We start from the raw sequence: 21,800 nt of genomic DNA, 5'->3' as shown, positions 1-21,800 counted from the left end.
CGGTATGGGGTGAGTGGGTGGAACGGTGGACGGCCACGACGACCATGACGCACCGTCCCCGTCTCCACTGCCGCGCCGCGCTCTTGAAAGCCGGCCGGTGGGTCGCGGATCAGCAGCCGGAAGCCGCTGATCCAGCCGCGTGGACACGGCAGGCGTGCGCGGCCTGGATCGCAGCCGTCGGCCGCATGAAGATCGGCGACTACGTCGTGCGCACCAGCAGCTTCCAGGAGCGTCTCGGCCTGCCGCTGCAAGCCGAATCGAAGGCCGGGCTCGTGCGTGCCGTCCGAGTCTTCTTTCGGGACATCCAGGACTGGGAGTTGCTGCCCCGCCGGTTCGATCCCCAGCGCGCTCTCGCCCTGCCGTGCAGCATCAACGCACTCATGGGCCCACGGCCGCGCGTGATCGCCGACGATGTCTGGGCGAAACTGCTGTGGGCCGGGCTCAACCTGGAGGCCCACGACCTCCCACGCGGCAAAGCCGGTCCCATCTACCCCGTGGAGTTGGTCCGCGCCGTCACACTGACCTGGCTCTTCTCCGGCCAGCGCAGCAACGAGATCGCGCGCCTGCGCCTGGGATGCGTCCGGTGGCAGCACGACGGGGATCCCGTCGCCGCGAACTCCACGCAGATCCTCGCCAGGGACGCCGTCTGTCTCCTGGGCGTGCCCGCTCACAAGACGGGCACGGCCTTCGCGAAGCCGGTCGACCCGCTGCTCGGGCAGGCCATCAACGCCTGGCAGGCACTCCGCCCCAGTCAGCCCAAACGCACCGACAAACGCACCGGAGAACAGGTCGACTTCCTCTTCTCCTACCGCGCACGCACCATATCCAGCGGCTACATCAACAGCCGCATCACCCCCATGCTCTGCCGCAAAGCAGGCGTGCCGGCCGTCGATGCCCGGGGCAGCATCACCAGCCACCGCGCCCGCTCCACCATCGCCAGCCAGCTGTACAACGCGAAAGAGCCCATGACCCTGTTCGAGGTGCAAGCGTGGCTCGGACACCGCTCCCCGGAATCCACCCAGCACTGAGCGAAGATCAACCCCAACACGCTGACCAAGGCGTACGAGGACGCCGGTTACTTCGCCCGCAACGTACGCACCATCGAGGGTCCTCGTCGACCGCGACGCCGTCGCCTCCGGTTCAGCCGCGGCCGGGGAACCGTGGCAGCACTACGACCTGGGGCACGGCTACTGCACGTACACGTTCTTCGAGCAGTGCCCGCACCGCATGGCCTGCGCCCGCTGCGGCTTCTACACACCCAAGGACTCCAGCAAGGCCCAGCTTCTGGAGGCGAAGGACAACCTCCAGCGCATGCGGGCCGCGATCCCGCTCACCGACGAAGAACAAGCCGCCGTCGACGATGGCCAAGCCGCCCTGGACCGGCTACTGGAGCGCCTCGCGAGCGTCCCCACACCATCCGGCTCCACCCCACGCCCGCTGCTGCCGATCATCGAGGTCCGAGGCGGCGCCACCGAAGACGGGTGAGAGGTTCTCTCTGAGCGACGCATGAGAGCAGTTCCAGCCTGCCGTGCAGCGTCTCGCTGACAGCAGGCTTCGCCGGTCGCCGGAGCTGAGCCTTCTGTGATCAAATGAGCGCTCAGCAACGGGGAGGATGCTGGCGTGAGCGGCGAGTGCCTTGCGTGCGATCTCGTGGAAGGCAGGGCCCCGCTGCCGGGCGGGAACCTGTTGCGGACGCAGCTCTGGGTTGTCGAGCACTGCGTCGGCCCCCTGGGCCTTGGTGCCGTTGTGGTCAAGCCGGTCCGGCATGTAGTGCATGTGGCGGACCTGGCAGCGCAAGAATCCATGGAGCTCGGACCTCTGCTGCAGAAGGTGAGCGCTGCAGTCACTGAGGTGATGGCCCCTGAGCAGGTGTATGTATGCCTCTGGTCCCATGCTGGCGGCGTTCCCGGACATATCCACTTCGTCGTGCAACCCGTCGGCACACAAGACATGGCACGGTTTGACGCCTTTGGCCCTGCACTGCAGGTGGCCATGAGGGAGGCGCAGCGCTTCCCGCCGGCGGCGGAGGTGAGGCGGGTCTGTCGCCGACTGCGGAAAGCCCTGAGTTCCAGTTCAGCCGGCGCTTGACGGTCCGCGCACGGTTGCCACGCGCGGTCACAGGGCTGGCGCACCCGTGGTCATGTCTGTGTCGCTGTCAGTTCGTCGGCGTGTTCGCCGGTGACCAGGAAGATCACACGGCTGGCGACGGACACGGCGTGGTCGGCGAACCGTTCGTAGTAGCGGCCGAGCAGAGTGACATCGACCGCGGTCTCGACTCCGTGGTGCCAGCGGTCGTCCATCAGGTGCTGGAATATCCCGCGGTGCAGTTCGTCGATCCGATCGTCGTCCTGCTCCATCTGGACCGCCGCCTCCAGGTCATGGGTGACGAGGACGTCCGCGGCCTGCGCCATCAGACGCTGGGCGAGCTGGCTCATCTCCAGGATGGTGCGGCGCAGATCCTGCGGCACGGCATGCCCGGGGTAGCGCAGCCGGGCCAACTTGGCCACATGCTGGGCCAGGACCGAGCAGCGCTCCAGGTCCGCGCTCATGCGCAGCGAGGTGACCACCAGCCGCAGATCGGTGGCGACCGGCTGCTGGCGGGCCAGGACCGCGATCGCCCGGTCCTCCAGATCGCGCTGCAGATCATCGACCTTGGAATGAGCAGAGATAACGCTTTCCGCGAGCTGGAGATCGGCGTCCAGCAGTGCGCTGGTGGCCCGGCCCAGGGCCGACCCGATCCGGTTCGCCATGTCCACCAGGCCCTCGCTGATCGAGGACAGCTCCTCGTGGTACGCCTCGCGCATACGAACCCCACTCCCCTTTGTCTGCCCCCGGTCCGCTTCATTGCCAGAATCCCACACCCCGCGCGAGCAGCGACATCAGCGTCACGCCGGACGCCAGAGGGTCCTGCTCCGGGCGGCGCGCCGGTGGCCGGGAGTAGGTCGTGGCCGGCCAGTGCGCGCGTAGGCTCGAAATGCGGAGGTCACAGCTAGTGATGTGGCCCAGACCTTCGCCGATGAGCCCGGCTGGCTACGCGCGGGCCGGGCTCACCTGGGGCGCGAGCGCGGCTGCGTCACGCGGCCAGAGCCAGGATGCCCGGGTTTTGCCAGATGGCGGGATCCTCGGCACTGCCCTGGCCGCGCTGGCCGCGGACTGGGCTGCGGGCCCCGCCACCGCGCTCGCCCGGGCCCGTGACGGCAACCCGGTCGACGAGGACTTCGTCGCGCTCCTGGAGACCACCGGTCAGCACCTTGGCGGCCTCGCCACCGCGGAGCGCCAGCATGCCCCCGCCCTGCTGGACGCCTGCCTGTCCACCGTGACCGATCTCCTCACGCACGGCCACTACACCCCGGCCGTCGGACTGCGCCTGCACACACTGGCCGCCTCCCTGGCCCAGACGGTCGCCTGGCACCGCTTCGACCAGGGCCGCCACACCCACGCCAGCCAGTACTGGATCGCCGGCCTGCACAGCGCCCGCGCCGCCGGAGACCACGACATGGGCGCCGGCCTCCTGGGCGACCTCGCCTACCAAGCCGCCTGGCGTCAGGACCACACCACCGCGGTCCACATCCTCAACCACGCCCTGACCCGGGCCGACAACCCGGCCGCCCGCTGCCTGCTCCAGCTGCGCCTCGCCCGCGCCCTCGCCGCCCAGGGCGACCGAAACGAACGCCGCATGGTCCTGCGCGCACTCGCCGCGGCCGAGCAACACCTCAGCGACGCCGGGACCGACCGGCCGGCCTGGTGTGCCTGGATGTCCGAGGCCGACCTCGCCATGGACTCCGGCCAGGCCCTCCTGGACCTCGGCGACACCGGCCGCGCCCACCAGCTCATCACCGAGGGGGCGAACGCCGGCTGCCAACAGCCCGCGACGAGAGCCGAGGGGTCTTCCTCGCCTACCGCGCCGCCGGCTACCTCGACCTCAAGGAACCCGAGGCCGCCGCGGCCGCCGCCAGCCAGTCCCTGGTCCTGGCCCGCCGAATCGGAGCACCTCGCTGCATCAGCCTCATCGACGGCCTTCTCCCCGCTTCCAGCCGTACAGCCGAACCCAGGGCGTCTCCGAGCTCCTCCAACTCTCCATCGTGTAGCCGAAGACAGCCACTCAGCGGAGCTGGCGCCGTACAGAGCGATCCTGAGGACGGTGGCCAGCGACACTTCCCGGCAAGGCGATGCGGCCCGGCCACCAGGCGGCGCACCAGCGGACGCTGCTGCTCCGATACCACACCAGTTATTACCGGAGAAATGCTTCATCTCGGACGTGAAGATCGCGATCTACAGCCGGAGTACCAGGCGTAGGCGCGGACCAGGCTGCCTGGCAAGGCGGTCGCCGGCGGTCTCGGAAAGCCCGACGCCGCGGGGCCGATCGCCACGCGTTCTGCTCGTCGGCTCCTGTGTTTGCGGGTCATTCTGCGAGGGTCAGCGGGAGCAGGAAATAGCAACCCTTATGGTCGTCATCGCGCACAATCGGGTGAACGGCGAAGCCGAGCCGGAGCTTGAGCCGGTGATTCCCCGCGTTCGCACCGGAACTGTGCGACCTGATCTGGTGGCAACCTTCCGTGGCGGCCGCGCCGATGACCGCTCGCTGCAGGGCCGTACCCACACCCCTTCGGCGCCACCCCTCCTGCACGCCGAAGGCAAGGATCTTCGCCTCCGTCGCGACCTGCCCGTCGATGGTGACCGGTGGGCAGCCTGTGTCGGGGCCGATGGGCTGCACCACATAACGGCAGAATCCAATGGGCCGACCGTCCTGCGTGACCGCGGCGAACAGGTGTGAACTCAGATGGAAGTCGGCGGAGAACCGCACCCAGTCGGTCTGCCCGAGTTCGTCGACCAATGCCCGCACCGGGTCATTTTCAAGAGCGCCGACGGGGACTTCCCTGATCTCGATCTCCACCCTCTTGCCTCCCGCCTGCACCCGGCCAATGCTGTATTGACGGCGTCCCCCGGCCGGCAGGTTCGCACCGACCGGAAAGAAGACTGCTTCCCCCGCTGCGGCCCGCGCGGCTGTTCGACGCGCTGGTCGTGCCGAGAGAAGCAGGCCCATCACCCCACCGACGAAGGTACAGAGCCCCGTAACCATGCGCGTAGTAAAACAGGCGGAAACTTGTTCACCAAGATCTCGTAGCACGATCTTGTCGAACGTGCCCTGCTCTGCTGTCACGAACGCGGTGTTGTGCTCGGCGGCGGACCGTGAGCAGCCGACTGTGATCGCGGATCAGCGCCCACAGATCCTCGTCCGGATCCACGGCCGATTCCCCACGTCTCACGAACGGCGGAATCGACCCGCTGGCCACGCCCAACCAGCACACCCTCAACAAGATCGTGTTATGAGCTCTCAGGACTGGCGTCCTGAGCCAGAGCTGGTCCTCCACACACTTGTACCGCTGCGCCATCAGTTCCTCAAGGCGCTGCCGGTCGCCGGCACGCCGTGCGGCCAGCAGCTGCTGGCTATACCAGGCGATGACGGTGCCCACGATCTCGTGTGCTTCCTCAGCCCCGACCGCGCCGTCGCCGGCCCGGCCGGGAGCCGGCTCCGGCGGGAGTTGTGGGTCGGGGGACGATGCGGAGTCGTGCACGAAAGGACCACCTCGGGATGCCGGAAACCATCACGGAAAGGGCCATTGCCGGTGGTGGGCCGAACCTGGACTGTGGCTGGTCACGGCAGGCGGCATAGATCGGGACCGCAGGTGATCACTTCTGGGGGGGGGGATCTCATGGCTGACCTTCGTGCGCTGTTCAGCTCCAATGACCCCGCGGGCGTGGGCAGCAGCGAGGCGTTCGCCAACCGCTAGCACCAGTGGAACCTGGTCGCCACCGCGATCGGGCAGCACTTGCGGCACGTTGCCGGCCCGGGCTTCGACGTGGAGGACCTCAAGGCGCCGCGCAACAACGTGATCGTGTTCCACGGAGTGGGCGGCATCGGCAAGTCGACCCTGCTGCGCAAAGTCGAGGCGGCGTTCACCACGGCCGAGCAGCGGCCTGGCCAATAGGGTGCCCTCGCCTGGGGAGGAGTGGTGTGCACGGGGGTATCTTTCCGGCATGGATCCACTCACATTCGACTACGAGGACCTGCATGTGCGCGTGGACCGGGGGGTGTTCGAACTGTTCCCGCTGAGGGGCAGCGGCATGCCGCACACACTCAGGGTCCCGCTGCACCGGCTCGGGGTGCTGGTGCACTACAAGAAGCCGAACAAACCGGGCGAGCTGATCTTCGGTGTCGTACAAGACCCGAACGCCGCCCTCTACGGCACCGACTTGGCGGCCTTCGGGTACACGTCCACGGAGGCGGTCCGGGTGCCGCACGCCGACGAGCCGTTGTTCCGCGCGTACTTCACCGAAGTGGCCGCGCTCGCCGGCCGACGGGTTGTGTGACGTGGAGCCGGTGGCCTTCAAGCACAGCAAGGCGCATCTGCGGGTCGATCACGAGATCTTCGAAGTGTTCCGCCGCAACCGCACCACCAGGTCCTACCGAGCCCCGCTGTGCCAGCTCAAGGTGCGCACCGACGCCCGCGGGGGCGGCGTGACCCGGCTGCACTGCAGCAACATCGCCCAGCTCGACGAACCGATCCACGCACCCAAGACCCGCCCCGGACGCCTGCTCGTCACCATCGAGATCCCGGCCTCCGAGGAGCCCCTCCACCGTGCCTACTTCACCAGACTCGACCAGCTGTCGGAGTTCGTGGCCGCCTCGTAAAACCTGATCGGTGGCAGCGACGGCTGGACCGCCATTCTGCGCGAACGGGCGGTGCCCACGGACCTGGGATCGCCGTAGGGTGCCGAAGCGCGGCGGCGAGGCGCCTGCCCGCCTCGGGAGTGGCTGCCCGCCTCGGGAGCGGCTGCCCGCCCGGTCCAGCAGGAGGCGTCCCGCACACGATCCACGTCGGGCGCTGGCAGGGTCTTCGTCGCTACCGCTACGCCGCACCTGACAGTGCCGTCTCACTCCGGCCTGGTCAGCGCAGGAGAAGCCGGCGGTCCGGGAGAAGGCCACGACGCCGCATCGTCGCGGAAGACCCGCGAAAGACCGGGTTCAACGCCGGCGGAACTCCCGCATGGGAGAAGATGTGCCCCCGCACCGTGCGAAGTCATCGGAGAGCCACCGCAGCATGACGAAGAGCGCTCCCCACACCTCGTCCCTCGTCCTCGCCGAGGACGGCCTCATCGACCACCTCCGCCAGCACGCCGCACTCTCCGAGGCCGCCCACCGCACGCCCGAAGACTGGACGTACCGGAGCCAGTTCCATCTCCTGCTCTGGCCGTGAGTCGCCGGTTCACACCCACCCCCAGCCCCGACGATCTGGTCAAAATGCCCCACCAGTTCTGCTACAGCAACGCCGCCCGTTACGCCTTGGCCCACCGCGACGAAGGTGTGGTGTACGCCGAGGGATTCGCCCTCACCCATGCCGGACTCGACGTCTACCTGCCTCACGCCTGGATCGTGCGCCCTGACGGGACGGTTCTGGACCCGACCTGGGGCGATGCGCCCGGCCGGGCCTACGTCGGCATTCCGGTCGCCGACTCCCGGCTGTGGCCCGTCGACAGCGGAGGGCTGCTCCAGGACTTCGACCGGACCTTGCTGCTGCTGCGCAACGGCTTCCCACGACATGCGCTCGCCGATCTGGGCCGTCCGTTGACCGCGGAAGGGCACCCATAGGCAACAACCACAGGAGCGTTCTCATACGTCACGGCAAATGCCGATGCCCCAGGCGTGGGCCGCGAACCTGCGCGCGAGGACCGGCTCGGACCTGCCTGGGCCACCATCAGGCTCGGAGAGCCGCCGCCCGGCCACCCGCCACGATGTGGGCCGCGTCCTCGCCGCCGGCAAGCCATACAGCCGCCCCGCCCGCCACAAGGTCGGCACCGAGCCGCGAAGGCTCGGCACTCGCTCGGCCGGCTGGTCCGCGGGATCGAGTCCCACACGCAGCACGTTCACGAGCCGCCCGTCGCTCAGCCTCACGTCGAAGCCGTCTGCTGGATCGGTATGCACAGCCTCGATGACCCCACGGGTTCCGGCTACGAACTCCGGATCCTCACACGCAAGCTCGACGGCAGTACCGACATGAAAGTCGCCGGCCCCTGGAGGAGTCACCGCACTCGTCATGGGGCCGATTCTTCACCACGAACAGCACCCTGACCGTTGGATGGCAAGCTCGCGGCCGGCAGGACCGGCGTGCGGCCGTCATCGTAGGGCGTCTGTGCCGGCCGGCGAGAGTGCCTCGTCCGACGCGGCTGGGCTGAGGGGCTGGCGCAGGTCCAGGTAGCAACTCGCCTGCGTCACGGGTCGTGTGCCGCGCGAGGGAGGTCGCCCAGCGGTCGGCGAGCAGCTGCTGGAAGGCGAGCGCGGTTGCGTCGTCGGCGGCTGCGACGTCGACGACGACCAGGCCTGGTTCGCTCACGTGTGCTTCGTTGATCCGGTCCATGTACGGCTCTACGCCCAGGCGCCCAAGGTGGGTTCCCGGCAGGTAGTTTGTTCACCCGACCGAGTGCTCCGGGCGTGCCCGCTGTCCGGCTTCCCGGATCCGCAGATCAGCGGTGGCGCAGTTCTTCGGACCAGTTCCGCAGCGGCCCTTCGAGAGTGAGGTTGTCCCCACGGCTCACTGTCTGGAGCAGCTGGGCGCACACGGTCGCTTCCGCGGCGAGGCCCGCCGGACTGCCGAGGACGGGGAAGGCCGTACGGACGCGGGCGGCGGTGTCGGGCTGGAGCAGCGTGTAGGCGTAGAGGGTGGCGGCATCGAAGCCTTCCGGTGCCATGCCCCAGCCTACTGCTCGCGGTGCTGGTCACCGTGACCGGCGTCCAGGACTCCACCGCTGGCCGCACCCTGCTCGAGCAGGCCGCCGCCGAGCACCCCACCCTGCGCAAGGTCTGGGTCGACGGCGGCTGCCGCAAGCACTTCGTCGAGCACGCCGCGACCCTCGGCATCGACCTCGAAATCGTTCAACGCACCCCCAGGGCTGGGGGATTCACCCCGATCCCGAAACGCTGGGCGGTGGAGCGGACCTACAGCTGGCTGATGCTGCACTGCTGTCCGGCCCGCGACTACGAAATCCACCCACACCGCTCCGAAGCCATGATCCACCTCGCCATGACCGACCTCATGCCCCGTCGCCTCACCGGCGAGAACACCGTCTCCTGGCGCGACCCGACACCAGCACACCAAAGCTGCATCATGGGATGAAACAACAGAACGAAACGACCTCTGAGGGGGCACTCCACCACCGCTCTGGTACCGGGCGCCTGACCGAGGCTCGTCGGTCAGGCGCCGGGCTGTCCGGACCGGGGGTCACTACCCGAGGACGGACTCCACCCAGCTGATGAAGTTCGTCGTGGAGTCGCCGGTGCGCTCGGCCTGGGTGTGGCCCTGGGCCCACACGGTGGCGAAGTCGACGTCGCTGACGCCGTCGTAGTTCTGCAGGGCCAACGCGACGTTCATCTCGGTCGTGGTGGCGGTGTCGCCCTGCATGATGCCGGTGCGGATGCGCCAGTGGGGCGCCACCTGCGACTGCTGGTAGCCGTCGAAGGCGGAGGAGAGGAAGTACAGCGGGTTGTACGCGGCGACCCGCCAGGCCATGTCCTCGCCGACGCTGTCCGTCTGGGCGAAGTCGCTGTCGTACGCCGAGGAACCGTACTCGGAGTCCCAGTCGGAGTATGTGGCGTACGTCGACTCGTTGGCCGCGACGACGTCGCGGGTGAGCGGCGCGAAGTGCGCCGGGGAGTCGAGACCCATCCCGAAGACGTTGTTCTCGGTCTGCCCGCGGGAATACCCGTCGAACGCGCCGACCGGCTTGCTCGCGGTCTTCTGGCTGTTGACGAAGCCTTCCAGACTGGTCACCGTGGCGGTGCCGGTCGTGGAGTCGTAGGTGATCCAGGTGCTGTCGGTGTTGAGGTAGTCGATGTAGTCCTCGGCCGTCTCGTACGTGGTCGAGGAGGGGGTGTACGGGAAGGTGGTGTCGGACAGGAAGTTGTTCAGCGAGGTGGTGATCACCCCGAGCAGGTAGTCGTAGTAGCTGCCGGCCAAGTAGGTGCCGCTGTCGGACTCGGTCAGCTCCAGGGTGTTGCCGTCTTCGTCGAGCAGACCCAGACCGTTGAGGTACGTGGGCCAGGCCTTCGCGAGGTCCGCCGAGTAGGCGCTGGTCCAGGTGCCGGACGCGCGTGTGCTGGTCGAGGCGAACTGGCCCATGTTCCACTCGTAGGACAGGTTGGCCTCGTGCAGGCTGGTGATCGGGCACCAGGCCATGACGCCGGCGACCGCGTCGCTGAGGGTGTTGCCGTCGGCGTCCTGCATGGCCGCGCCGATCGAGGTGAGGTAGGGCTCGAACAGGGAGCTGTCGCCGGACGCGCCCGCCACGGTGTCCTGGGCGCCGCCGCCGCTGTGGCCGAACAGGACGACGGAGTCCGTGCTGCCGGGCAGGAGGCTCGCGTTGTACCGCAGGAAGCGGACCGCCGCCTTGAGGTCGGTCACGCCCCAGGGAGCAGCGTCGGAGCGGGAACTGGTCGAGCTGTCCCGACCGCGCAGGCCCGGCCATACGTAGACGAGACCGGCCTCCAGGTAGTCCGACACGCTGCTGTACTTGTAGGACGTGGCCGGCGACTGCGCGGCGTAGCCGGCGGTGTTGACGGGAATGACGATCGGCGCCGTGCTTCCCGTGTACGAGCCGACGGTGCCGCTCGCGTTGACCGTCGCGGTGTACGTGGTCCCGTCGCTGTTCGCGGTGGCCGTCAGATAGGCACCCGGCACGTAGATCGACAGGTTCTCGTAGTCCGTCGCGGCCGGGTCGGTGACGTACATCGTCCCGATCTGGTAGTACACGTCGTTGGTCGAGTCGTACGACCAGGCGGTGGAGTCGAACTCCAGCGAGTACGTCGAGTCCGTGCTCGACGAACTGCTCGACGATGAGGTGCCGGCGAAAGCCGTGCCTGCCGCGCCCTCGGCGATTCCGAGCGCGGCTACGGCTGCGGCGCCCCGGAGAACGGTTCGGCGGTTGATGTTCACCTCTAGACCTCCCTGTGTAGTGGGTTGCGTGGCGACAGCCCTACCTGTGCGCCGCCGGGGCGACATTGTGGGTAGGTCGGGCTGTGCGGCTCGTTCGCGTCCCAGACGGTAGGGAAGGAGTCCGTGGATTGACCCAGGATTACCTACGGAATTGTTGACAATGTTGCTGATGATTTTGCCGGAAGGGTCACTGTGCGAGAGGGAGTCGCGTGGAGCTCCCGGCGGAGTGTCAGATGATGCTCGACGGGCCGATCCGGGGAGCCGCCCAGGGGTTGCTGCGCCCCGTGGACGACGCCGGTTCCCGCAGGGAGGCGCCCCGGGCGGCGCGCTCGCCCAGCCGGAGAGTGGTCCGGAGGACGACCGGGAGAGGGGGAGGTTCCCGCTCGGGCCGGTACCCGTGATCGTGAGGGCTCGTCCGGCTACCGCACCGTCGCCTACCGGTGGTTCGTAAATCCGGTGGTTGTGTGGGTTGACGGTGGGTCGGGTTGGTCGTAGGCCGTTGGTAGGAGTCAACTGCCTTGCTGGGGGCTGATGATGACCGTTCGTCGTCCGTGTCCGCCTGCCCCGGGGCCGTTGGAGGAGTACGCGGCAGGGTTCGACGACCTCTTCTTCGGCTTGGCCAGCGGCGAGGGTTTCGCGAGCACCTGACGGGGCTGCCGGCGCCGCGGGAGCGGAACAAGACGATCACCTGCCTGGCGGGGGGCGGAGCCGGTGGCGGGTGCGGGGATGCCGGGGGTGCAGCGGCCGCAGTTCTTCCTGTCGGAGTCACCCATGGAGGTCGAGCAGGTCAACGACCGGCGGCTTGAGCTGCTGCGTGCGGGTTCGGCGACGGCTCCGCACGGCGGTGGGGTGATCGTGATCGATGATTCCGGTGACCGCAAGGACGGGACGGCGACTGCGCATGTGGCCGGCAGTGGCTGGGCCGGCCGGGCAAGACGGACAACGGTTCTGGTCCAGTGCAGCAAGGTCGATGTGGTGGGCGTCGAGCCAGTCCAGGAGGTGCAGCGCCTGGCGGACACGGCGGCGGACGTGCTGGGCCGCGGAGGCGGTGTGGAGGCGTCCTGCGGCTTGGCGGCGGGCTCGTCGGAGCAGCACCCAGGTGGTGAACGGGCGTATGAGGCGGCCGTGGTGCGCAGGCTGGTCGGCGAGCAGGCCGTCGAGCCAGACGGGGATGCGTTCGAGGTCGTCGTTGCGGGGCGGCAGGATGCCGGTGGCGATCCGGACGACGGCCGTGGGCAGGGCTGAGGAGCGGAGCAGGGGCAGGTCGTGCTCGACCGCCTTGTATCCCAACTCCGGAGTGGCGCCCCGCACGTAGAAGACACGGTCCTCGGGCACCGAGAAACCGTCCACGGCGAATGCGCGGCGCACCCCGTCGAGGCGGATGCGGTGTGCGGGCAGGTCGGCGCAGGCCGCGACCCTCTCATGGCCAGTTCCCGCAGGTGACGGCCCGCCAAATCGCCGGCTTCCTCGTAGTCGATGGTGACCGCGAACAGAGACTCGGGCGGGTCGATCTCCCAGGCGCACAGGGCGAGGGGTAGGCCCTTCTCCTCCAGCATCCGCGCGTGCTCGCCGAGTTCGAAGTCGCCGGCCACGAGAAGGGCGTCCACCCTGACCGTCGGCGACGAGATCGACACCCTCGCGTTCACCGCGGACGGCGCCGCCCTGTACGCCGTCGGCCCGGACGTGCTGCTCCAGCGCCACCCCATCGCCCCGGACGACGTCGTCCGGGTCCTGTGCGAGCGGTTCGGCGGCGGGCTCACCCGGGCGCAGTAGCAGACGGACGTCCCCGGCGCATCGCACCGACAGGTATGCCCCACGACACACTGAGTGACGGGAAAGGCGGGCGAGTGACGGAACTCCATTGTTCGCAGTGACCCCGGTGGATGAAGAAGTACGTGCAGCAGCCTGGCGAACCTCCGCTCCTCGTGCCAGGCCGACCACAACGAGCTCAACATCAGCCACCAGTTCCCGGTCCCCTCCAGAGGCGTCCTCGGCATCCGACTCAGCACCCAGGACCACACCTCGGCGGCGGCCGGACTGATCTCGCGCATCTACTGGTACGACGGAGAGACGGGCGTGTCCCGCGACGCGCTCGCGTTCGTGCGGGACGGCTCCCGGACCGCCTTCGTCATCGCCCTGAAGACGCAGCTCAAGGGCCGGGACGGCACGGGCACAGACACGGAGACACTGGACGAGGCATTCGCCGATTCCTCGGCGCTCCCCGACATCAGCGACGACATGGTCTTCACCGCCGACGGCGGACTGCGTGTGACCTTCAACCCGGGCGCGATCGCCGGCACGGCCGCGGGCTCCTACGTCGTGCCCCTTCCCAAGGAGACGGCCGCCCCCCGGCTGTCCGCCTTCGGCAAGCGCGCCCGGCAGCAGGCCGTCAGCCCGTCCGGCACTGTCGACCTCCGGTCGGCCGTCACGCCCACGCCCTCGGCGCCGACGCACACTGCCTCCGGCGACGGCCTTGCCACCGCCTGCACCGCGACCCTGCTGACGTATCTCGCGCAGTACAACCCGCGGGCCACCTTCTTCACCGTCGGCCAGAACGTCGCCGCCCACCCCGAGCTGGTGCGCGCCGAAGCCCACACCGGCAACGAGGTGGGCAACCATTCCTGGAACCACCCGATCTCACCCGTATCAGGCCCGAGCAGGTCGCCTACCAGCTGAACCGCACCAGCGCCGCCATCAAGGCCGCCACCGGCAAGGCCCCCACCCTCTTCCGGCCGCCCTACGTCGCCATCAACAGCGCCGTCCACGGCGGCGCCACCGTCTCCCCGGTGCTGTGGACCCTGAACACCGAGGACTGGAAGTACCTCGACGCCACGAAGGTCGCCCGGACCGTCATCAACAAGGTCAAGCGCAACGACGTGGTTCTCCTGCACGACATCCACCCCACGTCGGTCGCCGCCGTTCCGGAGATCCTGCGCACCCTCTCCGTCCGGAGCTAGCAGTTCGTGACCGTCAGCCACCTGCGGGCGACGATGTGACCGTGCCCCGACGACCGTCCCGCCCTGGCCTGTAGGCCTGCCTCCGGGGCTGGCTCCTTCGCCCCCGGCATGACTGCTACGGCGCATCGTCCTCCGACAGCAGCCGCACCAGCAGATCCCGGCTTGCCTCTGTCATCAGCGGCCGTACGCCGAGGTCGTCGAGCATGTCAGCCGCGGCCCGCAGCTCCGCGGTGCGGCGCACGGCGTGCCGCTTGCTGCCGTCGACGAGCCGGTCCAAGGTCGCCGCGTCCGCACGTGTCAGCTCGTCGGCGATGTGCTGCCGCAGCCACTCCTCGCAGCCGGCCGCCCGCGCCGCTTCGAGTGCTTCCACCACGGCCGCCGCCAGCCCCTTGTAGAAGACGCTGCGCAGCAGCTTGCGCTCGGCGGCCAGGCCCGCCGGGCCGCCGAGTACGTCCACCTGCGCGCCGAGGGGCTGGAGCAGTTCGGCGAAGCGGCGGGCCGCCGGCCCGGAGGCGAGCATCGGAGTGCGCAGCCCCCGGCCCGGGACGGTCGCCATCAGGGACACATCGACGAAGCCGGCGACGCCCGCTCTCGCCGCGACTTCGCACAGCTCCCGTTTCGCCGCGGGAGAGGCGGTGTTGAGGTCGGCCCACAGGCTGCCGGGAGCCGCGCCGGCGAGGCCGGCGCGCAGGGCGTCCAGGGCGTCCGATGCGCTGTTCACACTGAGGACGAGGTCGCTGCCGGTGGCCGCCTCTGCCTCGCTGCCGGTGCCGACGACACCGTGCGGCGCCGGGACCCTCGGGTCGTAGCCACGTACGCGTGCTCCGGCGGCCGCCAGGTCATCCGCGATCGCGCCGCCCGCTTCGCCCAGTCCGAGCACGGCGACTCGCAGGCCTTCGGTGCCGGTCCGGCCCACAGGTGTCCCAGGTGCCACAGGTGCCTCCAAGTTGCTGCTCATCGTCCGTGGCCAGGCGCCGTCACCGCAGGCCAGAATTGGCGACAATATCGTTGCCAGTCTGGCCGCTCATCGCGGGAAGGGGAACCACGTGTCGGCAGTGCCCAATATCCCGTCCGGGTCCGGCCCGGTCGTCGAGATCATCCGCGCCGCGATCGTGCGCGGGGAGTACGTGCCGGACCAGCGGCTCGTGGAGGTCGATCTGGCGGAGCGGTTCGCGGTCAGCCGTAGCGCCGTGCGCTCGGCACTGCTCCAGTTGGGCAACGAGGGGCTGGTGGAGCGCATCCCGAACCGGGGCGCCCGGGTGCGCGCGGTGTCGCTGGCCGAGGCGATCGAGATCACCGAGGTCCGGATGGTCGTGGAGGGTCTGTGCGCGGCGAAGGCCGCCGAGCGGGTGACCGACACGGAGATCGCCGAACTGCGTGAGATCCGGGCGGGCATGCTCGGGGCGGTGGACGCCGGGGAGGTCATGACCTATTCCGAGCTGAACAACCGGCTGCACCGCCGACTCATGGAACTGAGCGGCCAGGGCACGGCCGGGGGCGTGCTGGAGCGGCTGCGCGGCCAGTCGGTACGCCACCAGTTCCGGCTCGCCCTCCAGCCGGGTCGGCCGTCCGTCTCGCTCCCCGAGCACCTCGCGATCATCGATGCCGTCTGCGACCGTGACCCGGTCGCGGCGGAGCGGGCCGCGCGGGGACACCTCAGCAGTGTCGTCCACGCCCTCCAGGTCATCACCAACGCCCGGTCGCCCCAGGCGAGTTAGCACGTCGAGGGCACGCGGCCGACAGTCCGTACCGCTTTCTGCGCAACCCATTGACGCTCCCCCGACTAATTGTCAACAATCTGGGTCACCAAATTGGCAACAGGGAGGCGGCGTGACCGACCGACCAGCCACCCATCCGACACCCTCGGATGAGGCCCGTGAGCTCGTCGCGGGGGCTTACGACATCCATCTGCACATCGCACCCGACCTCATGAAGCGCCGCGTGGACGACCTGACCCTTGCGGCTCGTTTCACCGAGGTCGGCTTATCCGGCTACGTGCTCAAGTCGCACTACGTGCCGACGACGGAACGGGCCGAGGTGGTCCGCGGGGCCGTCCCCGGTTTCGGAGCGCTCGGGGCCATCACCCTGAACGGCTCGGTGGGCGGTATGAACCCGATCGCCGTGGAGATCGCCGGTCGCGGCGGGGCCCAGTTCGTCTGGCTGCCCACGGTGGACAGCGCCAATGAACGGGCCTGCGCGGCGAGCAACCCCGAGGGCGCCACCCCGCCCATGTGGATGCAGTTGCAGAACGAACTGCGCGAGGCCGGCATGACGGCCGACCCGGTGGACGTGGTCGGGCCGGACGGCAAGGTACTGGACATCACCCGCCAGGTGCTCCGAGTGATCGCGGCCCACGACATGACCCTCGCCACCGGCCACCTCGGCACCGCCGAGATCACCGCCGTCGTGGACGCGGCGGTCGACGAGGGCGTACGCCGGATCGTGGTCACCCACCCGGAGTTCACCTCACAGCGGGTTGGCGTGGCACGGCAGCGCGAACTCGCCGCCCGGGGCGCCCTGCTGGAGCGCTGCTTCACCACCCCGTACACCGGCAAGGTCTCCTGGGAGCTGTGGCTGGAGAACATCAGGGCTGTCGGCCCGGAGCACTCCGTGCTCTCCAGCGACCTCGGCCAGCCCTTCAACCCGCCGGTGGAGGACGGACTGCCGCTGCTCGCCGAACGGCTGCTCGCCGCGGGTTTCACCGAGCACGAGGTGCGGGTCATGGCTGTGGACAACAGCCGTTGGCTCGCCGGAGTGGCGCGGGACCGATGACCGCCGTCCTGGAACTCCGCGGGCTGACCAAGCAGTTCGTGAAGGACGACACCGGGATCGTGGCGTTGCGGGACCTGAGCCTCGGCATCGAGGAAGGGTGCTTCGTCACGGTCCTCGGGCGCAGCGGCTGCGGCAAGTCGACCATGCTCAACATGATGTCCGGACTGATGCCCCCGACCTCGGGCAAGGTGACCTATCGGGACATGCGGGTGTCCGGACCGCGCCACGAGGTCGGCTACCTGACCCAGTCCGACACCCTCATGCCCTGGCGCGACGTCCGCCGCAACGTCGAGATGCCCATGGAGATCAAAGGGGTCGACGCAAAGAAGCGCCAGGAACGAGCGGCCGATCTCATCGCGCGAGTCGGACTCACGGGGTTCGAACGGCACTATCCGCGCGAACTGTCCGGCGGCATGCGGCGCCGGGCAAGCCTCGCCCGGATGCTCGCCGGCGAGCCGGACGTGCTGCTCCTCGACGAGCCGTTCGGCGCACTCGACGCACAGCTCCGGTCCGTCCTCCAGGCCGAGTTGCTGCGACTCTGGCAGGGCAGCGGCCAGACCGTCGTCTTCGTGACCCACGACATCGAGGAGGCATTGCTGCTCGGCGACCGGATCGTGGTGCTCGGCCGCGTCGGCCAGATCGTGCTCGACAAGCGGATCGACCTGCCCAGACCGCGCGACGCCGACGAACTGCGGGTGGACCCGCACTTCGTCGGCCTGCACAAGGAGATGTCGGCGGCGCTGCGGGAGGCGCGGTGAACACGGTGGGCGAGAAAACACCAACGGAAACCCAAACGGAGACGGAGACGGCGATCGGCCAGTCGGTCACCGTCCCCCTGAACCACGGCTGGTGGGAACGCCACGGCGGCACGGTCGTCATCTGGGGCGGCCGGCTGGCCGTCACCGTCGTGCTGCTGGTGGCCTGGCAGCTGTGCGCCGGCCGCGTCTTCGACATCACCTTCACCAGCAGGCCGCTCGACGTCGTACGGCGGCTGGTGGACTGGCAGCGCCAGGGCCTGCTGTGGTCCAACACCTGGGTCACCCTCAAGGAGGTCATCCTCGGCTTCCTGCTCGGCGCCGGGGCGGGTGCGGTGACCGGGTTCGTCCTCGCCTCGCTGCCGACCTTCTACCGCATGGTCGACCCGTTCATCGTGGCGTTGTACTCGCTGCCCAAGGTCGCCCTCGCCCCCCTGTTCATCGTCTGGTTCGGCATCGGCATGGAGATGAAGGTGCTGCTCGCCGCCGTCACCGTGTTCTTCCTGGTCTTCCTCAACACCGCCGTGGGCGTGCGCGAGGTCGACCGGGGACTGGTCGACGCGGTACGGCTGATGGGCGGCCGCCGCCGGGACATCGTCCTCAAGGTCGTCCTGCCCGGGGCCATGACCGGGCTGCTCACCGGCCTCAAGGTCGCCGTCCCCTACTCGCTGATCGGCGCCGTGATCGGTGAACTCGTCGCCTCCAACCGCGGGTTGGGCTACCTGATCAGTGACGCGGCGGCCAACTTCGACACCGCCGGCGTCTTCGCGACACTCGTCGTCCTCTCGGTCATCGCCACGGTCCTGAACCTGCTCGTCGGCCTGATCGACCGCAGGGCCAACCGCTGGAAGCCACTGGAAGGCCGGAAATGACAGTGCCGGAGACAAAGGGGTCGCACATGAACCGTCGGCAACTCGTCAAGGGGCTGCTCGCCACCGGAGCCGTCACCCTCACCGGCACGGGCTGTGCCGAGTCCGGTGCCTCCACCGGGACCGGGAAGATCTCGGTAGGGCAGGTCAGCCAGTCGATCGCCTTCTTCCCGATGTACATCGCCACCAAGAAGGGCTACTTCAAGGACGAGGGCGTCGCCTTCGGGGACCCGCCGATCCTCGGCACCGGCGCCAAGGTGGCCGCCGCGCTGAAGTCCGGCAGCATCGAACTCGGCGGCTCGGTCATGACCGACGTCCTCAAACTCTCCGCGATCCAGGACGACATCCGCCTGGTCGCCGACCTGGTGGACCGGTACTACATCGACATCATCACCGGGATGAACTTCAAGGGCGCGGCGGCCGACGCCACGCTCGACGAGCGGATCAAGTCGCTGCGCGGCCAGAAGATCGGCATCACCGGACCGGGCAGTGGCACCGAGGCGCTCGTCATCTACCTCTTCGACAAGGTCGGCATGAACTCCAAGAAGGACGCCCAGCTCGTCAACCTCGGCAGCGAGCCCAGTGCGGCGCTCGGCGCCCTCAAGGGCGGCCAGGTCGACGCCCTGTCCTTCGCCCAGCCGCTCGCCCAGCAGGCGGAGGGAACCGGCGTCGGCACCCTGTACATCTCACCGTCCCGAGGCGACATCCCCGGGCTGGTGAACGTGTCCCACGGCGTCATCTTCACCACCCAGGGCATCCTCAAGGACAAGGCCAAGGAGATCGCGGCCTTCCAGAGAGCGCTCGTCCGGGCGAAGAAGGACATCCACGGCAACGACACCACCGTCGTCAGGAAACTGCTCGCCGAGTACCGCAGCGGGCTCCCGGACGCCACCCTCGACGCGCTGATCCCACTCCTGAAGAGCGAGATCCCGACGACGAACGCCTTCAAGCGCTCCTCCTTCGACGCCGCGGTCGCCTTCCACAAGTCCGCCGGCCTGATCACCGAGGATCCCGACTACGACCAACTCGTACCGGCCAACCTGCGACAGACGTGACCCCTGCCGGCGAACAGACGGACGTCCTGGTCATCGGCGGCGGGAACGCGGCGCTCGTGAGCGCGCTGACCGCCGCCGACACCGGAGCCCGGGTGCTGCTCCTGGAACGCGCCCCCGCGGCCTTCCGCGGCGGCAACAGCCGCCACACCCGCAACATCCGCTGCGCCCATGACACCGGCGACGACTTCACCACCGGCCCCTACCCCTACGACGAACTCCGCCACGACCTGTACTCGGTCGGCACGGGACCGGGTGACGAGCGCCTCGCCGACCTGACGATCCGTCAATCCATGGACGCTCCAGCCTGGATGACCGCCCACGGCGCCCACTGGCAGCCCGCCCTGTCCGGCACCCTCAACCTCGCCCGCACGAACCGCTTCTTCCTCGGCGGTGGCAAGGCACTGCTCAACTCCTATTACCGCACCGCCGAGCGTTCCGGGGTACGCATCGCCTACGACCGCACGGTCACGCACCTGGAGTTCGACGGCCCTACCTGCACGGAGGCGCGCACCGCCGACGGACGCCGGATCCGGGCGGCGGCCGTCATCTGCGCGAGCGGCGGCTTCGAGGCCGACCTGGGCTGGCTGGGCCGCTACTGGGGCGACGCGGTCCAGGGCTTCCACGTGCGCGGACCGTCGTACAACGACGGCACCGTGCTGCGTGAGTTGCTCGACGCGGGCGCCCGGCGCGCGGGCGAGGAACGCGGGTTCCACGCCGTCGCGGTGGACGCGCGCAGCCCGCGGTACGACGGCGGCATCGCCACCCGCATCGACTCCATCCCGTTCGGCATCGTCGTCAACCGTGAGGGCCACCGCTTCTACGACGAGGGCGAGGACATCTGGCCCAAGCGGTACGCCATCTGGGGCAGGAACATCGCCCTGCAACCCGGGCAGATCGCCTACGCACTGTGGGACACGAAGGTCCAAGGGGCCTTTCTGCCTCCGATGTACGGGTCGTACACGGCGAAGACGGTCGAGGAACTCGCCGGGCTGCTGGGGCTGGACCAGCGCGCTGTCACCGAGACCGTGGACGCCTACAACGCGGCCGTCGACCGTGGCGGTGCCGCGCGCCGGCCCTTCACGATGGCCCGCCCCGACGGCCGGGCGACCGCCGGACTCGACCCGCCGAAGAGCAACTGGGCCCAGCGGCTGGACACTCCGCCGTACCGCGCCGTGCCGATGCGTCCCGGCATCACCTTCACCTACCTCGGCGTCGCGGTCACCGACCGGGCGCGGGTGCGCCGTGCGGAGGGCGACACCTTCCGCAACGTCTTCGCCGCCGGCGAGATCATGTCGGGGAACATCCTCTCCACCGGGTACCTCGCCGGCTTCGGCATGACCATCGGCACCGTCTGGGGCCGTATCGCCGGAAGGGAGGCCGCCCGGCATGCCCTCGGATGACCTCTTCGCCGAGGCCCGGCGCCAGCTCACCATCTGCAACTCCTGCCGCTACTGCGCCGGTTACTGCCCGGTCTGGCCCGCGCTGGAGCTGCAAACGGACTTGGAGCGTGCGGACCTCACCCACCTCGCCAACCTCTGCCACGACTGCGGCGACTGCCTCAGCGCGTGCATGTACGCCCCGCCGCACGAGTTCGCGGTGGACCCGCCGAAGGCCTTCACGGCGGTCAGGGAGGACACCTACCGCCGCTACACCTGGCCGCACCGCGCGCCGGGTCGCGCCGGGACGGGCATCGCGTTCGCCGCGGTCTTCCTCGTACTCGCCCTGCTCTCGCTCCTGTTCACTCGCCGTCCGCTCGTCGTGGCACGGTCGGCGGGAGACCCGTACGAGATCCTTCCGCACACGCAGGTGCTCCTCGCGGTCGGTGCGCCGAGCGTGTGGGCCCTCGCAGTGCTCGGCCGGGCGGCTCTGGGCTACTGGCGCGACATCCACGGCCCGGTCACCGACCTGTTCCGGCCACGCGGCTGGGCCGCCACGCTCACCCAGGCGGCCCGGCTGCGGCACATGACCGGCGGCGGCGCGGGCTGCGAGGTGCCCGGCCGACGCGGATTCCACCTGGTCCTGCTGTACGGCTTCGGGCTCTGTGTGCTGTCGACGACTGCTGCGGCGTACCTGCAGAACGTGCTCGGCACGCAGCCGCCGTTCGGTTACCTGTCGATCCCGGTGATCAGCGGCAGCGCCGGCGGGATCGCGGTGATCGTAGGCGGAACGGGACTGTGGCTCCGCGGCGGTGGCACGGGGTTCCTGTGGGCGCTGCTCGTGCTCGCCGCGTCCGGGATGCTCACGCTGCTGCTCAGGGAGACCGTCGCCTTCGGGCCGCTGCTCCTGCTGCACGTGGCCGCGGTGGCCGTCGCCTTCGCGATCTCCCCGTACACCAAGTTCACGCACTGGATCTTCCGGCTGCTGTCCATGCACCACGACAACCTGGAGCGACGGAAGGGCTGAC

24 protein-coding genes and 2 pseudogenes are annotated in these 21,800 nt (G+C 69.3%); 19 read left to right on the top strand and 7 right to left on the bottom strand.

Going from position 1 to position 21,800, the window contains the following annotated elements:
• Window positions 1-185 precede the first annotated feature (185 nt).
• Both ACIPSJ_RS26720 and ACIPSJ_RS26715 read left to right on the top strand, forming a co-directional pair.
• Window positions 186-1,028: a tyrosine-type recombinase/integrase gene (locus ACIPSJ_RS26720; RefSeq protein ID WP_401349675.1), complete on the top strand. Its 843-nt coding sequence runs from the start codon at window positions 186-188 to the stop codon at window positions 1,026-1,028.
• 199 nt (window positions 1,029-1,227) lie between these two features.
• Window positions 1,228-1,485 (top strand): hypothetical protein, encoded by a 258-nt coding sequence (locus ACIPSJ_RS26715; protein WP_401349672.1) that lies wholly within the window; start codon window positions 1,228-1,230, stop codon window positions 1,483-1,485.
• 653 nt (window positions 1,486-2,138) lie between these two features.
• Here ACIPSJ_RS26715 and phoU read toward each other — a convergent pair.
• The 3 genes from phoU to ACIPSJ_RS26700 all read right to left on the bottom strand — a co-directional run bounded on the left by phoU (window position 2,139) and on the right by ACIPSJ_RS26700 (window position 5,161).
• Window positions 2,139-2,804, bottom strand: coding sequence for a phosphate signaling complex protein PhoU (gene phoU / locus ACIPSJ_RS26710; RefSeq protein ID WP_401349670.1), 666 nt, complete (start codon window positions 2,802-2,804; stop codon window positions 2,139-2,141).
• Between the two features lie 269 nt (window positions 2,805-3,073).
• Window positions 3,074-3,862, bottom strand: coding sequence for a hypothetical protein (locus ACIPSJ_RS26705; protein ID WP_401349669.1), 789 nt, complete (start codon window positions 3,860-3,862; stop codon window positions 3,074-3,076).
• A gap of 540 nt (window positions 3,863-4,402) precedes the next feature.
• On the bottom strand, window positions 4,403-5,161 hold the full coding sequence (locus ACIPSJ_RS26700) for a GNAT family N-acetyltransferase (protein WP_401349668.1): 759 nt from the start codon (window positions 5,159-5,161) through the stop codon (window positions 4,403-4,405).
• Window positions 5,162-5,831: 670 nt separating this feature from the next.
• Here ACIPSJ_RS26700 and ACIPSJ_RS26695 point away from each other — a divergent pair.
• The 5 genes from ACIPSJ_RS26695 (at window position 5,832) to ACIPSJ_RS26675 (ending at window position 7,651) form a co-directional block, all read left to right on the top strand.
• Window positions 5,832-5,990, top strand: a complete 159-nt coding sequence (locus ACIPSJ_RS26695) for a hypothetical protein (protein ID WP_401349666.1) — start codon at window positions 5,832-5,834, stop codon at window positions 5,988-5,990.
• A gap of 49 nt (window positions 5,991-6,039) precedes the next feature.
• On the top strand, window positions 6,040-6,372 hold the full coding sequence (locus tag ACIPSJ_RS26690) for a hypothetical protein (RefSeq protein WP_401349664.1): 333 nt from the start codon (window positions 6,040-6,042) through the stop codon (window positions 6,370-6,372).
• Window positions 6,373-6,382: 10 nt separating this feature from the next.
• Entirely contained in the window at window positions 6,383-6,694 is a 312-nt protein-coding gene (locus ACIPSJ_RS26685; protein WP_401349662.1) for a hypothetical protein, read from the top strand.
• Window positions 6,695-7,103: 409 nt separating this feature from the next.
• Window positions 7,104-7,259: a hypothetical protein gene (locus ACIPSJ_RS26680; RefSeq protein ID WP_401349660.1), complete on the top strand. Its 156-nt coding sequence runs from the start codon at window positions 7,104-7,106 to the stop codon at window positions 7,257-7,259.
• 44 nt (window positions 7,260-7,303) lie between these two features.
• Window positions 7,304-7,651, top strand: coding sequence for a hypothetical protein (locus tag ACIPSJ_RS26675; protein ID WP_401349657.1), 348 nt, complete (start codon window positions 7,304-7,306; stop codon window positions 7,649-7,651).
• A 376-nt stretch (window positions 7,652-8,027) separates the two neighbouring features.
• On the opposite strand, the gene ACIPSJ_RS26670 is transcribed toward ACIPSJ_RS26675, so the two are convergent.
• Both ACIPSJ_RS26670 and ACIPSJ_RS26665 read right to left on the bottom strand, forming a co-directional pair.
• On the bottom strand, window positions 8,028-8,417 hold the full coding sequence (locus ACIPSJ_RS26670; protein ID WP_401349655.1) for a DUF6207 family protein: 390 nt from the start codon (window positions 8,415-8,417) through the stop codon (window positions 8,028-8,030).
• A 106-nt stretch (window positions 8,418-8,523) separates the two neighbouring features.
• Window positions 8,524-8,748, bottom strand: coding sequence for a hypothetical protein (locus ACIPSJ_RS26665; RefSeq protein ID WP_401349653.1), 225 nt, complete (start codon window positions 8,746-8,748; stop codon window positions 8,524-8,526).
• On the opposite strand from ACIPSJ_RS26665, the pseudogene ACIPSJ_RS26660 reads away from it, so the two are divergent.
• Window positions 8,724-9,173, top strand: a pseudogene (locus tag ACIPSJ_RS26660) (IS5/IS1182 family transposase); the annotation flags it as partial. The gene ACIPSJ_RS26665 and the pseudogene ACIPSJ_RS26660 sit on opposite strands and share 25 nt — an antisense overlap.
• Before the next feature lie 108 nt (window positions 9,174-9,281).
• On the opposite strand, the gene ACIPSJ_RS26655 reads toward ACIPSJ_RS26660, so the two are convergent.
• Window positions 9,282-10,988, bottom strand: coding sequence for an esterase (locus tag ACIPSJ_RS26655; RefSeq protein WP_401349651.1), 1,707 nt, complete (start codon window positions 10,986-10,988; stop codon window positions 9,282-9,284).
• Between the two features lie 771 nt (window positions 10,989-11,759).
• Here ACIPSJ_RS26655 and ACIPSJ_RS26650 point away from each other — a divergent pair.
• From ACIPSJ_RS26650 to ACIPSJ_RS26635, 4 genes and pseudogenes are all read left to right on the top strand, one after another.
• Window positions 11,760-12,233, top strand: coding sequence for a hypothetical protein (locus ACIPSJ_RS26650; RefSeq protein WP_401349650.1), 474 nt, complete (start codon window positions 11,760-11,762; stop codon window positions 12,231-12,233).
• 231 nt (window positions 12,234-12,464) lie between these two features.
• A complete protein-coding gene (locus tag ACIPSJ_RS26645; protein WP_401349648.1) occupies window positions 12,465-12,761 on the top strand; it encodes a hypothetical protein in 297 nt (98 codons plus the stop codon).
• Window positions 12,762-13,226: 465 nt separating this feature from the next.
• Window positions 13,227-13,690 (top strand): annotated as a pseudogene (locus tag ACIPSJ_RS26640) (polysaccharide deacetylase family protein); the annotation flags it as partial.
• A gap of 84 nt (window positions 13,691-13,774) precedes the next feature.
• Window positions 13,775-13,945, top strand: coding sequence for a hypothetical protein (locus tag ACIPSJ_RS26635; RefSeq protein ID WP_401350137.1), 171 nt, complete (start codon window positions 13,775-13,777; stop codon window positions 13,943-13,945).
• Between the two features lie 115 nt (window positions 13,946-14,060).
• Here the strand turns inward: ACIPSJ_RS26635 and ACIPSJ_RS26630 are convergent, their stop codons facing one another.
• Window positions 14,061-14,903, bottom strand: coding sequence for a DUF1932 domain-containing protein (locus ACIPSJ_RS26630; RefSeq protein WP_401349645.1), 843 nt, complete (start codon window positions 14,901-14,903; stop codon window positions 14,061-14,063).
• Window positions 14,904-14,991: 88 nt separating this feature from the next.
• On the opposite strand from ACIPSJ_RS26630, the gene ACIPSJ_RS26625 reads away from it, so the two are divergent.
• The 7 genes from ACIPSJ_RS26625 (at window position 14,992) to ACIPSJ_RS26595 (ending at window position 21,799) form a co-directional block, all read left to right on the top strand.
• Complete coding sequence (locus tag ACIPSJ_RS26625; RefSeq protein ID WP_401349643.1) at window positions 14,992-15,663, top strand: GntR family transcriptional regulator; 672 nt, start codon at window positions 14,992-14,994, stop codon at window positions 15,661-15,663.
• A 112-nt stretch (window positions 15,664-15,775) separates the two neighbouring features.
• A complete protein-coding gene (locus ACIPSJ_RS26620) occupies window positions 15,776-16,717 on the top strand; it encodes a DUF6282 family protein (RefSeq protein WP_401349640.1) in 942 nt (313 codons plus the stop codon).
• Window positions 16,714-17,475: an ABC transporter ATP-binding protein gene (locus ACIPSJ_RS26615; RefSeq protein ID WP_359225578.1), complete on the top strand. Its 762-nt coding sequence runs from the start codon at window positions 16,714-16,716 to the stop codon at window positions 17,473-17,475. The genes ACIPSJ_RS26620 and ACIPSJ_RS26615 overlap by 4 nt, the downstream gene beginning before the upstream one ends.
• Window positions 17,472-18,344, top strand: coding sequence for an ABC transporter permease (locus tag ACIPSJ_RS26610; RefSeq protein WP_359225576.1), 873 nt, complete (start codon window positions 17,472-17,474; stop codon window positions 18,342-18,344). The genes ACIPSJ_RS26615 and ACIPSJ_RS26610 overlap by 4 nt, the downstream gene beginning before the upstream one ends.
• A gap of 26 nt (window positions 18,345-18,370) precedes the next feature.
• On the top strand, window positions 18,371-19,396 hold the full coding sequence (locus tag ACIPSJ_RS26605; RefSeq protein ID WP_401349636.1) for an ABC transporter substrate-binding protein: 1,026 nt from the start codon (window positions 18,371-18,373) through the stop codon (window positions 19,394-19,396).
• Window positions 19,393-20,796, top strand: coding sequence for an FAD-dependent tricarballylate dehydrogenase TcuA (gene tcuA / locus ACIPSJ_RS26600; protein ID WP_401349634.1), 1,404 nt, complete (start codon window positions 19,393-19,395; stop codon window positions 20,794-20,796). Before ACIPSJ_RS26605 ends, tcuA begins: the two co-directional genes overlap by 4 nt.
• Window positions 20,783-21,799: a hypothetical protein gene (locus tag ACIPSJ_RS26595; protein WP_401349632.1), complete on the top strand. Its 1,017-nt coding sequence runs from the start codon at window positions 20,783-20,785 to the stop codon at window positions 21,797-21,799. The genes tcuA and ACIPSJ_RS26595 overlap by 14 nt, the downstream gene beginning before the upstream one ends.
• Window position 21,800: the final 1 nt, after the last annotated feature.

It is taken from the genome of Streptomyces sp. NPDC090088 (assembly GCF_044747345.1).
Taxonomy (GTDB): domain Bacteria; phylum Actinomycetota; class Actinomycetes; order Streptomycetales; family Streptomycetaceae; genus Streptomyces.
This window is presented reverse-complemented; position numbering and strand designations above follow the sequence as displayed.